16 protein-coding genes are annotated in these 12,748 nt (G+C 73.2%); 13 read left to right on the top strand and 3 right to left on the bottom strand.

Annotated features, from left to right (window positions below):
• Positions 1 to 10: 10 nt before the first annotated feature.
• Positions 11 to 1,012 (top strand): beta-ketoacyl-ACP synthase III, encoded by a 1,002-nt coding sequence (locus tag DAE25_RS09805; protein ID WP_107766034.1) that lies wholly within the window; start codon positions 11 to 13, stop codon positions 1,010 to 1,012.
• 121 nt (positions 1,013 to 1,133) lie between these two features.
• Positions 1,134 to 2,021 carry a S1 family peptidase gene (locus DAE25_RS09800; RefSeq protein WP_107766033.1) on the top strand — a complete coding sequence of 296 codons (888 nt, stop codon included), beginning with the start codon at positions 1,134 to 1,136 and terminating at the stop codon, positions 2,019 to 2,021.
• Here DAE25_RS09800 and DAE25_RS09795 read toward each other — a convergent pair.
• The 3 genes from DAE25_RS09795 to DAE25_RS09785 form a co-directional block, all read right to left on the bottom strand.
• Entirely contained in the window at positions 2,018 to 2,641 is a 624-nt protein-coding gene (locus tag DAE25_RS09795; protein WP_159083662.1) for a DUF998 domain-containing protein, read from the bottom strand. The two genes, DAE25_RS09800 and DAE25_RS09795, sit on opposite strands and share 4 nt — an antisense overlap.
• A complete protein-coding gene (locus DAE25_RS09790; RefSeq protein WP_159083661.1) occupies positions 2,638 to 2,997 on the bottom strand; it encodes a DUF6907 domain-containing protein in 360 nt (119 codons plus the stop codon). The genes DAE25_RS09795 and DAE25_RS09790 overlap by 4 nt, the downstream gene beginning before the upstream one ends.
• 81 nt (positions 2,998 to 3,078) lie before the next feature.
• Positions 3,079 to 3,672, bottom strand: a complete 594-nt coding sequence (locus tag DAE25_RS09785) for a dihydrofolate reductase family protein (RefSeq protein ID WP_107766030.1) — start codon at positions 3,670 to 3,672, stop codon at positions 3,079 to 3,081.
• A 109-nt stretch (positions 3,673 to 3,781) separates the two neighbouring features.
• Between DAE25_RS09785 and DAE25_RS09780 the strand changes: the two genes are divergently transcribed.
• The 11 genes from DAE25_RS09780 (at position 3,782) to DAE25_RS09730 (ending at position 12,715) form a co-directional block, all read left to right on the top strand.
• Positions 3,782 to 4,039, top strand: coding sequence for a PspC domain-containing protein (locus tag DAE25_RS09780; RefSeq protein ID WP_107766029.1), 258 nt, complete (start codon positions 3,782 to 3,784; stop codon positions 4,037 to 4,039).
• 31 nt (positions 4,040 to 4,070) lie between these two features.
• A complete protein-coding gene (locus tag DAE25_RS09775; protein WP_107766342.1) occupies positions 4,071 to 4,490 on the top strand; it encodes a DUF1810 domain-containing protein in 420 nt (139 codons plus the stop codon).
• A 119-nt stretch (positions 4,491 to 4,609) separates the two neighbouring features.
• Complete coding sequence (locus DAE25_RS09770; protein WP_107766028.1) at positions 4,610 to 5,647, top strand: polyprenyl synthetase family protein; 1,038 nt, start codon at positions 4,610 to 4,612, stop codon at positions 5,645 to 5,647.
• Positions 5,644 to 6,522: a phytoene/squalene synthase family protein gene (locus DAE25_RS09765; protein ID WP_199907518.1), complete on the top strand. Its 879-nt coding sequence runs from the start codon at positions 5,644 to 5,646 to the stop codon at positions 6,520 to 6,522. Before DAE25_RS09770 ends, DAE25_RS09765 begins: the two co-directional genes overlap by 4 nt.
• Positions 6,519 to 8,123 (top strand): phytoene desaturase family protein, encoded by a 1,605-nt coding sequence (crtI, locus tag DAE25_RS09760; protein ID WP_107766027.1) that lies wholly within the window; start codon positions 6,519 to 6,521, stop codon positions 8,121 to 8,123. Before DAE25_RS09765 ends, crtI begins: the two co-directional genes overlap by 4 nt.
• Positions 8,120 to 8,485, top strand: a complete 366-nt coding sequence (locus DAE25_RS09755; protein ID WP_199907517.1) for a lycopene cyclase domain-containing protein — start codon at positions 8,120 to 8,122, stop codon at positions 8,483 to 8,485. Before crtI ends, DAE25_RS09755 begins: the two co-directional genes overlap by 4 nt.
• Complete coding sequence (locus DAE25_RS09750) at positions 8,482 to 8,838, top strand: lycopene cyclase domain-containing protein (protein WP_107766026.1); 357 nt, start codon at positions 8,482 to 8,484, stop codon at positions 8,836 to 8,838. Before DAE25_RS09755 ends, DAE25_RS09750 begins: the two co-directional genes overlap by 4 nt.
• On the top strand, positions 8,835 to 10,217 hold the full coding sequence (locus DAE25_RS09745) for a cytochrome P450 (protein ID WP_107766025.1): 1,383 nt from the start codon (positions 8,835 to 8,837) through the stop codon (positions 10,215 to 10,217). Before DAE25_RS09750 ends, DAE25_RS09745 begins: the two co-directional genes overlap by 4 nt.
• Positions 10,210 to 11,391: a glycosyltransferase family 2 protein gene (locus tag DAE25_RS09740; protein ID WP_107766024.1), complete on the top strand. Its 1,182-nt coding sequence runs from the start codon at positions 10,210 to 10,212 to the stop codon at positions 11,389 to 11,391. The genes DAE25_RS09745 and DAE25_RS09740 overlap by 8 nt, the downstream gene beginning before the upstream one ends.
• Positions 11,391 to 11,873: a glycosyl-4,4'-diaponeurosporenoate acyltransferase CrtO family protein gene (locus DAE25_RS09735; protein ID WP_107766023.1), complete on the top strand. Its 483-nt coding sequence runs from the start codon at positions 11,391 to 11,393 to the stop codon at positions 11,871 to 11,873. Before DAE25_RS09740 ends, DAE25_RS09735 begins: the two co-directional genes overlap by 1 nt.
• Positions 11,870 to 12,715: a phosphatase PAP2 family protein gene (locus tag DAE25_RS09730; protein WP_107766022.1), complete on the top strand. Its 846-nt coding sequence runs from the start codon at positions 11,870 to 11,872 to the stop codon at positions 12,713 to 12,715. Before DAE25_RS09735 ends, DAE25_RS09730 begins: the two co-directional genes overlap by 4 nt.
• Positions 12,716 to 12,748 lie beyond the last annotated feature (33 nt).

Genomic DNA, 12,748 nt, shown 5'->3' with positions numbered 1-12,748 from the left:
TGCTCGCGAGATGACGATCCAGCAGGCAACAGAGATGACGCACGCGGCGATGCTGGGCCTGGGGGTCTACCGGCCCGAGCGGGTCGTCACCAACGACGAGATCTGCGAGGTGCTGGACTCCAACGACGAGTGGATCCAGACCCGGTCGGGGATCAAGACGCGGCGCTTCGCCGGCGAGGACGAGACCCTGATCGGGATGGCGACGACCGCCGCCGAGCGCGCGCTCGCCGTCGCCGGGGTGAGCGCCGACCAGCTCGGCTGCGTCATCGTCGCCACCTCGACGCACCCGGAGCACACGCCCGCCTCGGCCCCGCAGGTCGCGACCCGGCTCGGCTCGACGACCGCGGCCTTCGACGTCTCCGCCGGCTGCGCGGGCTTCTGCCACGCGCTCAACCTCGCGTCCGCGATGGTCCGCTCGGGGGCAGAGAAGTACGTGCTGGTCATCGGCGTCGAGCAGCTGAGCCGCTTCATGGACCCGACCGACCGCGGGACGGCATTCATCTTCGCCGACGGTGCGGGCGCCGTGGTCGTGGGCCCCGCGGACGCCACCGGCATCGGCCCGACCGCCTGGGGCTCGGACGGCTCGCAGGCGCACGTCATCAACCAGACCCCGAGCTGCCTCGGCGGCCACGGGTCAGGGGCCGACCACCCGGTCGTGCAGATGGAGGGCACGGCGGTCTTCCGCTGGGCACCCTTCGCGATGGCCGACGTGGCCCACGAGGCGCTGCGCGCGGCCGGGATCTCGGTCGACGACCTCGACGCCTTCATCCCGCACCAGGCCAACCTGCGCATCACCCAGACGCTGTCGCGCAACATCAAGCTCCCCGAGTCGGTGGCCGTGGCCACCGACATCGTCGACTCCGGCAACACCTCGGCGGCCTCAGTGCCCCTGGCGATGGAGGCGATGCTGCGCTCGGGTGAGGCGGAGGCCGGGGACGTCGCGCTGCTCATCGCCTTCGGCGCCGGACTGTCCTACGCCGGGCAGGTCGTGACGCTCCCGCCCCACGAGTAGGCGTCACTCGCTACCCCGAGTCTTTGCTTTCGCCTGATCCGGGGCCGCTCCTGTGGCAGGCTCGTCCGCGGTATTCGGATGAGTCGTGTGCAGTGGGCGCCCGGCTCGGGAGGAGCAACGCATGCGCAAGGTCTTGGTTCTGCTGGCAGGCCTGCTGATGGCCATCACCGTCGCCTCACCGCCGGCGGGCGCCATCACCGGCGACTACGTCGAGGACAACGAGCACCCGTTCGTCGGGCTCGTCGCCTTCTACGACGTGGACGGCGTCTACCTCCAGCGCTGCACCGGGTCGCTGCTGTCACCGACCGTCTTCCTCACCGCCGGCCACTGCACGTCGGACGAGACCGGCGCCCACAGCGCCCGCGTCTACTTCCAGCAGGACGCCGGGGCCAACTACGACGAGACCCTCCAGGTGGACCCCACCACCGGCTACCCGGAGTACTGCGCCGAGGGGACCCTCGGCAAGCTCTGCGCCACCTCGGACGAGATCTACAACTACGGCTGGTCGATGTTCGGCAGCCTCCCCGACACCAGCGACGCCGGCCTGGTCATCCTCGACCAGCCGATCAACCTGGACGAGTACGGCGCGCTGGCGGCGGCGGGCACGCTCGACGAGCTGGCCACCCAGCGCGGCAAGCAGGACCTGACCTTCACCGCGAGCGGCTACGGCGTGACGAAGACCAACCCGGTCACCCTCGTGACCTTCCGCGAGCGGCTGATGGCCGAGACGCGGCTGACCAACCTGCGCAGCCACCTCAACGACGGCTTCAACGTGCAGACCAACGGCAACGGCCCCGGTCGCGGCGGCACCTGCTCCGGCGACTCGGGCGGTCCCCTCTTCTACGGGGACTCCACGAGCAACCTGATCGTCGGGGTCACGTCCTTCGGGATGAGCACCTGGTGCCGGGGTGTGGACTTCTCGTTCCGGACCGACCGGCAGGCCGTGCTCGACTGGATCCGCGCCACCGTCGGCGACGTCGCCTGGTCCGAGATCGAGATCGTCGGCTAGACCGACGAGGTGGGCCCGGCCGGTCGACGGCCGGGTCGGAGGGCCCAGGCGGCGCCGGCCAGCCCGAGGAGCACGGGCCAGAGCGCCAGCCGCTCGAGGGCTCCGGCCACCGCGCTGTCGTCCCCGGAGAGCACGAAACCGGCGGCCGCGGCGGCGGTCACGGCTCCCGTCGCGAGGAGGGCCCGACCGAGCCGCGGGCTCTGCTCCCGCAGCCGCAGGCCCAGCAGGACCAGGGCGACGGGTTGCGCGACGAACAGCGGGGTCGCCGCGAGGGCGTGCAGGGTGGCGTCCTGGTCCAGGGGCGCGAGACCGGTGGCGAACGAGCTCGCCCCGGACACCACCAGCAGCCCGGTGACCCACGGCCCCAGGGGGCGGGCGAGCAGCAGTGCGCCGCCGGCCATCAGCACCCCGAACACCATGAAGGACCCGTTCATCACCTCGTGCCGCGGTGAGCAGTAGGCCGGCGAGCAACCGACCTCGCCCAGCTTGCTCACCGAGTCGGCGACGAAGCTGTAGCCGCCCGTGGTCGCTGCGGCGACGACGTACTCGGTGGCGATGTAGGCCGGCCGCACGATCAGCGCGAGGGCCCCGGCGCCGGCGAGGGTGCGGGTGGTGCTCACGCGGGCGGCAATGTCGCGGCGCCGGCCCGGGCCTGCTGCACGGCCCGGAGGAGCGCGTCGCCCAGGGCCTCGGCCTCGCCGACCGCGAGGGACACCGTCTCGCCGAGGTCACCGCGGTACATCTCGATCGTCGTCATCAGCGCGCCGGCGTGGCGGAGCAGGTAGAAGCGCACGACGTCACGCACCCACTCGTCCTCGCCCGCCTCGACGAGCGGCTGGCGGGTGAGCTCGACCTCGACGGTCTCGCCCCGGCACACCTGGTCCTCGGGGAAGACGGCGTCCGTGTGGCCGCTGCCGTCGACGCACCACGGGGCGCAGGCGACGGCGGGCAGGGTGGAGGAGGACGGCGCGGTCATGGTCATGACTGTGCCAACCGTCGGCAAGCCCCGGGAGTTACCCGAGGGCGCGTGTCGCTCACCCCTACGGACGGGACAGTCTCAGGGCCGGCGCCAGGTCAGGTGCGTGACGTGCGGCGTCGTACGGCTCGACACCGGCACCATGGTCAGGTGCGGCACGCCGTCGAAGACCCGCAACCCCTCGCCGACGGTGAAGGGCACGACGTGGAGCCGCAGCTCGTCGACGAGATCGGCCGCGAGGTAGGCGTTGAGCGTGCTCACCCCGCCGGCGATCGAGACGTCGGCGTCGCCGGCCGCCTCGCGGGCCCGCTCGAGGGCGGCATCGATCCCGTCGGTCACGAAGTGGAACGTCGTCCCGCCCTCCATGACCAGCGGCTCGCGGGGTCGCGAGCAGAGCACGAAGACGGGGGCGTGGTACGGCGGCTCCGGACCCCACCAGCCCTGCCACTCCGGGTCCCAGTCGCCCCGGTCCGGCCCGAACATGTGCCGTCCCATCACGTAGGCCCGGGCGTGCAGGATCGCGGCGAGCTCGTCGGCGCTCTCGTCCTCGTGCTCGAACATCCAGGTGTGCAGCCGGTGTCCCACGTGCGGTCCGAAGGGATGCTCCAGCGACTGGTCGCGTCCCGCGCCGACCAGGTCGAGCGAGACAGCCATGTCTGCGGTGACGAGACCCATCACGACAGCCTAGGGACGGCGTCGGGGTAGGACCAGGGCTGATCCCCATGGCGTCGCGCGGCCCGGGGGAGCACGCTTGACCCACCAGCCACCGACCCAGAGGAACACCATGGACTCCATCCGCTCCGCCTTCGCCCGCCAGGGCCTCGTCCGCACCAGCGACGGCCTCCTGGGCGGTGTCTGCTCCGGCGTCGGGCGCCGGTTCGGCATCAAGCCCGGCCTGTCGCGCGTGATCTTCGTGGTGCTGCTGATGGTCCTGCCGGGCAGCCAGCTGCTGGTCTACCCGCTGCTGTGGTTCCTCATGCCGGACGAGGAGAGCATCGCGATCGCCGCGCCGGGTACGCCGAGGGGTGACGCCGGCGCCTGACCGGGCGTCGTACGACCCGAGGGGGACCCGCGTGCCTGACCTGGAACGCTTCGTCCGCGCGCAGGACGAGCACGACACCGTCGACCGGGCGCTGCGCGAGCTGCGCGCCGGCCGCAAGACCAGCCACTGGATGTGGTTCGTCTTCCCGCAGCTCGCGGGCCTCGGGCGCAGTGACATGGCCCGTGCGTACGCCGTGTCCGGGATCGACGAGGCCCGCGCCTACCTCGACCACCCGGTGCTCGGGGCGCGGCTGCGCGAGTGCTGCCGGGCCCTCCTCGACCTCGAGGGCACGACCGCCGTCAAGATCCTCGGCTCCGTGGACGCGATGAAGCTGCGCTCCTCGATGACGCTCTTCGCCCGCGCGGACCCCGACGAGCGGTGCTGTGTCGAGGTCCTGGAGAGGTTCTTCGACGGGGAGCCCGATCCGGCCACGGACGCGCTGCTGCGCTGATCGGAGCCCCCGGCGGGTGCCGTGAGCGGCGCGGACTCGCGGATACCTCCACACAGTGTGTAGATTATTGTGGAGGTAATGCGTAGGTTGGCTCCTGCGCCACGAGTCGGGAGGACCCAGTGAGCTCAGCCAGCACCGATGAGGCCCTGCGGCGGCTGCTCGACCGCGGCCGCTCGCGCGCGGCGGCGGCCGGTCCCGACCACGCCCGTCTCTGGGAAGCGCTGGTCGCGGCGACCGAGGGCGGCAAGCGGTTCCGGCCGGCGCTCGTGGTCGCGACCCACGACGCCTTCGACGGCACCTGCGCGGCCGCCGCGGCCGACGTGGGGGCGGCGGTCGAGCTGCTCCACACGGCCTTCGTGATCCACGACGACGTCATCGACGGTGACGACGTGCGCCGCGGCCGGCCCAACGTGAGCGGCACCTTCCGCGCCCGGGCCCACGACGCCGGGACCACCGACGAGGAGGCCGCGTCGTACGGCCGCACCGCCGGCATCCTGGCCGGCGACCTCGCCCTGACCGCCGCGGTCCGCGCGGTCGCGACCTGCGGCGCACCCACCGACGTCACGCACCGGTTGCTCGACCTCTTCGACGCGGCGCTGCACACGACCGCCGCGGGCGAGCTGGCCGACGTACGCCTCTCGCTCGGCATCGGGAGCGCGTCGCTGCGGGAGAGCCTGGCGATGGAGGAGCAGAAGACCAGCGCCTACTCGTTCGCCCTGCCCCTGCAGGCCGGAGCCGTGCTGGCCGCCGCGGACGACGAGACCGTGGCCCAGCTCGGCGAGGCCGGGCGGGTGCTGGGGATCTCCTTCCAGCTCGTCGACGACCTCCTCGGCGTCTTCGGGGACCCGGCGCGGACCGGCAAGTCCGCGACCAGCGACCTGCGCACCCGCAAGCAGACCCCTCTGCTCGCCCACGCCCGCTCGACGCCGCAGTGGGACCGGATCCGGCCGTACGTCGGTCGCGACCTGTCCGACCACGAGCTGGGCGAGGTCCGGCGCCTGCTCACCGCGTCGGGATCGCGGCTCTTCATCGAGGAGCTGGCCGAGCAGCACTGCACCGCCGCGCGGGAGATCCTCGAGCCGCTGGGCATCTCCACCGACCTGCTCGACACCGTGGGCATGCGCTCCCCGCGGGCTGCCACCGAGGTGGCGGCGTGAGCCTCTTCCTCGTGCCCCGCCGGCGCCCCCGCAGCCTCTACGACTCCGTCTCCGAGGGCAGCGCGGCGGTGGTCATCAGCGCCTACTCGAGCTCCTTCGGGCTGGCGTCGCGACTGCTCGCCGAGCCGGTGCGGACCCACGTCCGCAACGTCTACGCGCTGGTCCGGGTGGCCGACGAGATCGTGGACAACCCCGATCCCGCCCTCGGGACCGGGCCGCGCGCCACGATGCTGGACTGGCTCCAGGAGGACGTGCGCCACGCGCTGCGGACCGGTTACAGCGGCAACCTGGTGGTGCACGCCTTCGCCCGCTCGGCGATCCGCTGCGGCATCGGTGAGGACATCATCGACCCGTTCTTCGCCTCGATGCGGATGGACCTCGAGACCACGGTCCACACGCCCGAGAGCTTCGACCGCTACGTCTACGGCTCCGCCGAGGTGGTCGGCCTGATGTGCCTGCGCGTCTTCCTCGCCGGGACCGACGACGCCGCGGCCGGCTACGACCGGCTCGCGCCCGGTGCACGCCGGCTCGGCGCCGCCTTCCAGAAGCTCAACTTCCTGCGCGACCTCGCCGAGGACCACGACACCCTGGGCCGCCGCTACTTCCCGGGGCTGGCGGTCGACCGCTTCTGCGACGCCGACCGGGACCGCATCCTCGACGACATCGACGCCGACCTCGCGGCGGCCGCCGCCGTCGTGCCGGACCTGCCGACCAGCAGCCGTCGCGCCGTCCGGGTCGCGCACGCCACCTTCGCCGAGCTCGCCGCCCGCCTGCGGGCCACCCCTGCCGCGGAGATCCGACGCAGTCGCGTCCGGGTCCCCGACACCGTCAAGCTCCGGATCGTCGCCGGTGCGATGCGCGGGGGTCGCGCATGACCTCGCTGCTCGACCGCACCGGCCGCTCCTCGGCGGCGGGGGAGGGCCCGCGCCGTGTCGTCGTCATCGGCGGCGGGATCGCCGGCCTGGCCACCGCCGCGCTGCTCGCCGCCCAGGGCCACAGCGTCGACCTGCTCGAGAAGAACGACGAGCTCGGCGGCCGGGTCGGGAGCGTCGAGCGCGACGGCTTCCGCTTCGACACCGGCGCGTCGTGGTACCTCATGCCCGAGGTCTTCGAGCACTTCTTCTCCCTGCTCGGCACGACCGCCGACGCGGAGCTCGACCTCGTCACCCTCGACCCGAGCTACCGCGTGTTCTTCGAGGGTCATCCCGACCCGGTCGACGTCCGACCCGACCGCGCGCACAACCGCGCCCTCTTCGAGTCGCTGGAGCCCGGCGCCGGCGAGCGGTTCGACGCCTACCTGCGGTCGGCCGAGGACACGTACGACGTCGCGCTGCGCCGCTTCCTCTACAGCAACTTCGACTCCACCTCGTCCTTCCTGCGCACCGACGTCATCCGCAGGACCCCGGCGCTGAGCCGGCTGCTGACCCGGTCGCTGGGCAGCCACGTCGCCGCCCACTTCACCGACAACCGGCTCCGCCAGGTGCTCGGCTATCCCGCGGTGTTCCTCGGCTCGTCGCCGAGCCGGGCGCCCAGCCTCTACCACCTGATGAGCCGCCTCGACCTGGGCGACCGGGTGCTCTACCCGCAGGGCGGCTTCACCCGCCTGATCGAGGTCATCGCCGCCCTCGCCGAGCGGCACGGGGCCCGGCTGCACACCGGTGCCGCGGTGACCCGGATTCTCACGGGTGGCACCGGGCGGCGTCCCCACGTGACCGGCGTCGAGCACACCACGGCCGGCGGCGAGCGTCGTACGGTCGAGGCGGACGTGGTCGTCGGCGCCGCCGACCTCCACCACCTCGAGACCGCGCTGCTGTCGCCCGAGCTCCAGACGCACCCGGAGACCTCGTGGAAGCGCCGCTCGCCGGGGCCCGGCGCCGTGCTCGCGATGCTCGGCGTCGCGGGACGACTGCCGGAGCTGGCCCACCACTCGCTGTTCTTCACCGAGGACTGGGACCAGAACTTCGGCGACATCTTCGGGCGACACACCCGCGTCCCCGACCCCGCGTCGGTCTACGTCTGCAAGCCGTCGGAGACCGACCCGAGCGTGGCGCCGGAGGACTGCGAGAACCTCTTCGTCCTGGTGCCCGTGCCCGCCGACGTCACCATCGGTCGGGGCGGCGACGAGGGCGAGGGGTCCGACCTGGTGGAGCGGGCCGCGGACGCCGCGATCGACCAGGTCTCCCGGTGGGCCGGCGTCCCCGACCTGCGCGACCGCATCCTGGTCCGGCACACGGTGGGGCCCGAGGACTTCGAGCTCCAGTACAACGCGTGGCGCGGCGGTGCGCTCGGCCTCGAGCACACGCTGCGGCAGAGCGCGTTCTTCCGCCCCGGCAACGTGTCGTCGAAGGTCGACGGGCTGCTCTACGCCGGCGCCAGTACGGTCCCCGGTGTGGGACTCCCGATGTGCCTGATCAGCGCCGAGCTGGTGCTCAAGCGCCTGACCGGCGACCGGTCGGCCCTGCCGGTGAGCGGATGAGCCTGCCGCACTGGTCGTACGTCGCGATGCTCGTGTTCTGCCTCGCCGGGACGCTCCCGCTCGTCCCGGCCTTCCGCCTGCACGTGCTGCGCCAGCGTCGCCGGCTGGCGCTGACGATCCTGCTGGCCGGCACGCCGTTCGTCGTCTGGGACCTCTACGCCACGCACGCCGGGCACTGGTGGTTCGACGCCGGGCAGACCCTGCCGCCGCGGATCGCCGGGCTGCCGCTGGAGGAGATCGCCTTCTTCGTCGTCATCCCGCTGGTGTCGGTGCTGACCTTCGAGGCGGTCCGCGCGGTCGGTCGCCGGGGTGGCGTCCGGGCAGCGGCCGCCCGCTCCGACGACGAGCGGAGGGTGTCGTGACCTACACCGCCCTCGCGGTCACCGGCGTGCTGGTGGCGATCGCGCTCGACCGCTGGGTCGCCCGCACCCGGCTCACCACCACCCGGACCTGGTGGTCGGCGTACGCGATCATCGTCTTCTTCCAGCTGCTCACCAACGGCTGGCTCACCAGTCGCCGGATCGTGCAGTACGACCCGGACACGATCATCGGCGACGAGCGGGTGTCCTTCCTCGGCGACGGCCGGATCCTCTACGCGCCGGTCGAGGACCTGGCCTTCGGCTTCGCGCTGGTGCTGACGTCGTGCGTGGCCTGGATGTGGCTCGGGCGCCGGAGCGGCGTGGAGCCCGGGCCGGCCCGGGAGGAGGCCGCGTGAGCGTCGCCACCCGGCTGCAGGCGATGCAGCCCACCGACCTCGGCATCCCCGGCCCCACCAGCCTGGACATGGCGCGCGCGTTCCGCTCGGTGCGCGCCGACCCGCTGTCCTTCCTGGTCCGGGTGTCCGAGCAGTACGGCGACCTCGTCGCCTTCCCCGTCCCCGGCGCGCCCGCACTGCTGGTCAACGACCCCGTCGACGCCCGGCACGTGCTCCAGACCTCCGCCCGGCACTGGGGCAAGCAGACCGTGCAGTACGCCGCGCTGGCCCGGGTCACCGGCCCCGGCCTGCTCGCGTCGTCAGAGCCCGACTGGATCGAGCACCGCCGCCTCGCCGCACCCGCCTTCCACCACCAGCGGCTCGAGGCCGTGGGCGACCAGGTGCGCGCCGCCGCGTCGTCGGCGATTGCCACCCGGCTCGCCTCGCTGACCGACGGCGACGTGGTCGACGTCGCCGCGCTCACCCACCGCATCGGGCTGGACGCCGTCGGTCGGGCGCTCTTCTCCGCCGACCTCTCCGGGCACGCGCAGCAGCTGCTCGACGCGACCAGCGACGCCGCCGAGCTGGTCGTCAGGCTGGGCCGGTCGATCCTGCCCACCGCCGCGTGGACGCCCACGCCCACCAACCTGCGGCTGCGCGCCACCCGGCGGCGGCTGGACGAGATCTCGGCCGAGCTCGTCGCCGAGCGTCGGGCTCGGATGCTGTCCTCGCCCGGGTCCCACGGCGACGACCTGCTCGGTTTGCTCCTCGACAGCCGGATGAGCGACGCAGAGATCCGCCACGAGCTGGTCACCATGGTGATCGCCGGCCACGAGACCGTGGCCGGGGCGCTGGCCTGGACCCTGATGCTGCTGGCCGAGGACCAGCCCGCGCAGGACCGGCTGCGGGCCGAGCTCGTGTCGCACGACGGCCCGGTGTCGCTGCTCGGGCACCGGTCGACCCTGCCCTGGACGCGCGCCGTGGTCGACGAGTCGCTGCGCCTCTTCCCGCCGGCCTGGGCACTGTCGCGCCGATCGCACCAGGCCGACGTCATCGGTGGCCGGGAGGTCCCGGCCGGGACGCTGGTGATCATCAGCCCGTGGCTGCTGCACCGCCGCGCGGACTCGTGGTCCGACCCGCTGGCCTTCCTCCCCGGGCGCTTCCTCGGCTCCGGGACGGAGCGCCCGGAGGGCTACCTCCCCTTCGGGCAGGGGCCGCGGCTGTGCATCGGTCGCGAGTTCGCGCTCGGCGAGATGGTGCTGGTGCTGAGCGAGCTGCTGCGCGACCACCACTTGTCGGTGCCGCCGGGCTGGACCCGCCCGGCCGCCCAGGCGCAGGTCGCCGTGCACCCGGCGGGCGGCATGCCGCTCGTCGTGACCCGGGTGTCCCGCCATGGCTGACGTGATGGTCCTTGTCGTCCTGCTGGCTGCGGGCGTCGTCGCGCTCCGGCTCCTTGCCGACCTGCGGACGGTCCCGCGCGGTGCCTGTCGTGACGGGTCTCCCACGGTGTCGGTGGTGATCCCGGCCCGTGACGAGGAGGCCACGCTGCCTGCCCTGCTGGCGTCGCTGCAGCGGCTCGGGGCGCCCGCGATCGAGGTCGTGGTGGTGGACGACGGGTCGCGGGACGCGACGGCCGCGGTCGCCCTGGCCGCCGGCGCCACGGTCCTGCCCGCAACGACCCCGCCGCCCGGCTGGACCGGCAAGGCGTGGGCCTGCCACCTCGGCGCGGAGACCACCAGTGGTGACCTGCTGCTCTTCCTCGACGCCGACACGGTGCTGGAGCCGGACGCCCTCGACGGCCTGCTCCGGCTGCACGAGCGGCACGGGGGACTGGTGTCGGTGCAGCCCTTCCACGCGGTGGTACGCCCCTACGAGCAGCTGTCGTCGTACTTCAACGTGATGGCCTTGCTCGCCAGCGGCGCCTTCACCCGTCGCCCCGCGGCGCGGCCGATGGCCTTCGGGCCGTGCCTGCTGACGTCGCGCGTCGACTATGAGCGCGCCGGCGGGCACGCGGCGGTGCGCGGCGAGATCCTCGACGACGTGCAGCTCGCTGCGGCGTACGACCGGGCCGGGCTGCCGGTGCTCTGCGCCGTCGGCGGCGACGCGATCCGGATGCGCAGCTATCCCGGCGGGCTGCGCCAGCTCGCTGACGGCTGGACCAAGAACTTCGCCTCCGGCGCCTCCGCCGCCGCCCCCGGACCGACGCTCGGTGCGGTGCTGTGGATCAGCGCCCACCACGCCGTCGCCGTCGGCGCCCTCCTCGCGCTGGTCGAGGCCGTGACCGGGTGGGGCGCGTCCCTGATGGTCGGCGACCCGTGGGTGTGGGTGGCCGCGTGGGTGGCGGTCGCGGCGCAGCTGCGGTGGATCCTGCGCCGGACCGGCGCGTTCCGCTGGTGGACCTGGGCGCTCTTCCCCGTGTGCCTGCTGGCCTTCGACGTGATCTTCGGGTGGTCGGCCGTGCACACGGTCGGACGCCGCTCGGTGCGCTGGCGGGGTCGGACCGTGGACCTGCGGGCGTCCTCGTCCTCCGCTGCGTCCTCGGAGTCGGCGGGTCCGTCGGGGGAGGCGGCCTGATGCTCGAGCTGGTCATGCCGCAGACGGTGACCGTGGCCGTCGACGTGGTCGCGTGGGGCTTCTTCCACAGTGCAACGGGCTACGCCGCCCACCGCCTCGACGACCGACGACTGAGCCGGGAGGGGTGGTGGCTGCGGCCGAGGTCGTTCGAGACCGCCGACCGCTACCGCCGCTGGCTGCGGATCAACCGCTGGAAGGACCGGCTCCCCGAGGCCGGTGCCCTCTTCGCCGGCGGGGTCAGCAAGCGCCAGCTGCCGTCGTACGACGTCGCCGGTCTCGAGCTCTTCGTCCGCGAGACCCGCCGTGCGGAGCTCGGGCACTGGTGGGCGATGGCCTGCTCCCCGCTCTTCGTCCTGTGGAACCCGCCGCTCGCGGCCGGGATCCTGGTGACGTACGGCGTGCTGGTCAACGCGCCGTTCATCGTGATCCAGCGCTACAACCGGATCCGGACCACGGCGCTGCTCTCGCGCCTCGCCCGATGACGCAGCAGGACGTCGAGCGCGCCGTCGACACCACCTCTGCTGACCCCGCTCCGTCGACGGAGTCGCGGCACGGACCCATCGCCCAGCTCCTCATCGCGTGGTCGCCGCTGAGCGTGATCCTGGTGGCGTACGCCGTGGCGGGCTGGATCAGCGCCCCGCTCGAGGAGGGCGACGGCGCCGCCACCAACCGGCTCGGCTTCGGCGTCCACGTGACCGGGCCGCCCTCGGCCGACGCGTCCGTCTTCGGTGCGGTCCCGTCCGTGTGGATGCAGGAGCGCCTCGTCGACGGGTCGCCGCACTGGTACGACGCGGTCGCCGCGCTCGTCTACGTCACCCACTTCCTCTCCATCCCGATCGTCACCGCCGTCGCGTGGTTCTGGCTGCGGGACCGCTTCAAGGCCTGGCTGGGGGCGCTGCTCGTCTTCACGGTGCTGGGGGTGAGCGGGTACGTCGTGTATCCCGCCGTCCCGCCGTGGCTGGCCTCCGAGCAGGGCGAGATCGGGACGGTGGACCGCATCTCCAACATCGGCTGGGAGTGGCTGCACCTCGACTGGATCGGCACCCTGACCGCCTCCGGGCAGGAGGGGAGCAACCCGGTCGCGGCGATGCCGTCGCTGCACGCCGGGGCCGCCCTGCTGGTCGCGCTGTTCCTCTGGCCGATCGCCGGCACGCTGTGGCGGGTCGTGCTGGTCGCCTATGCGCTGGCGATGGGGCTCACGCTCGTCTACACCGGTGAGCACTACGTCGTGGACGTGTTCGCCGGGTGGCTGGTGGCTGCTCTTGCCGTCGCGGGTGGGGCGGTGGTCAGGCGGGCGCGTACCCCTTCCCCTCCATCCAGGTGACCACGTCGAAGACGCGCAGTGGGGATGCCGGGA

Origin of the sequence: Nocardioides terrigena (assembly GCF_003047265.1) — a bacterium.
GTDB classification, from domain to species: Bacteria; Actinomycetota; Actinomycetes; order Propionibacteriales; family Nocardioidaceae; genus Nocardioides; species Nocardioides terrigena.
The sequence above is the reverse complement of the archived record's forward strand: the minus strand, read 5'-3'. Positions and strand labels throughout refer to the sequence as shown.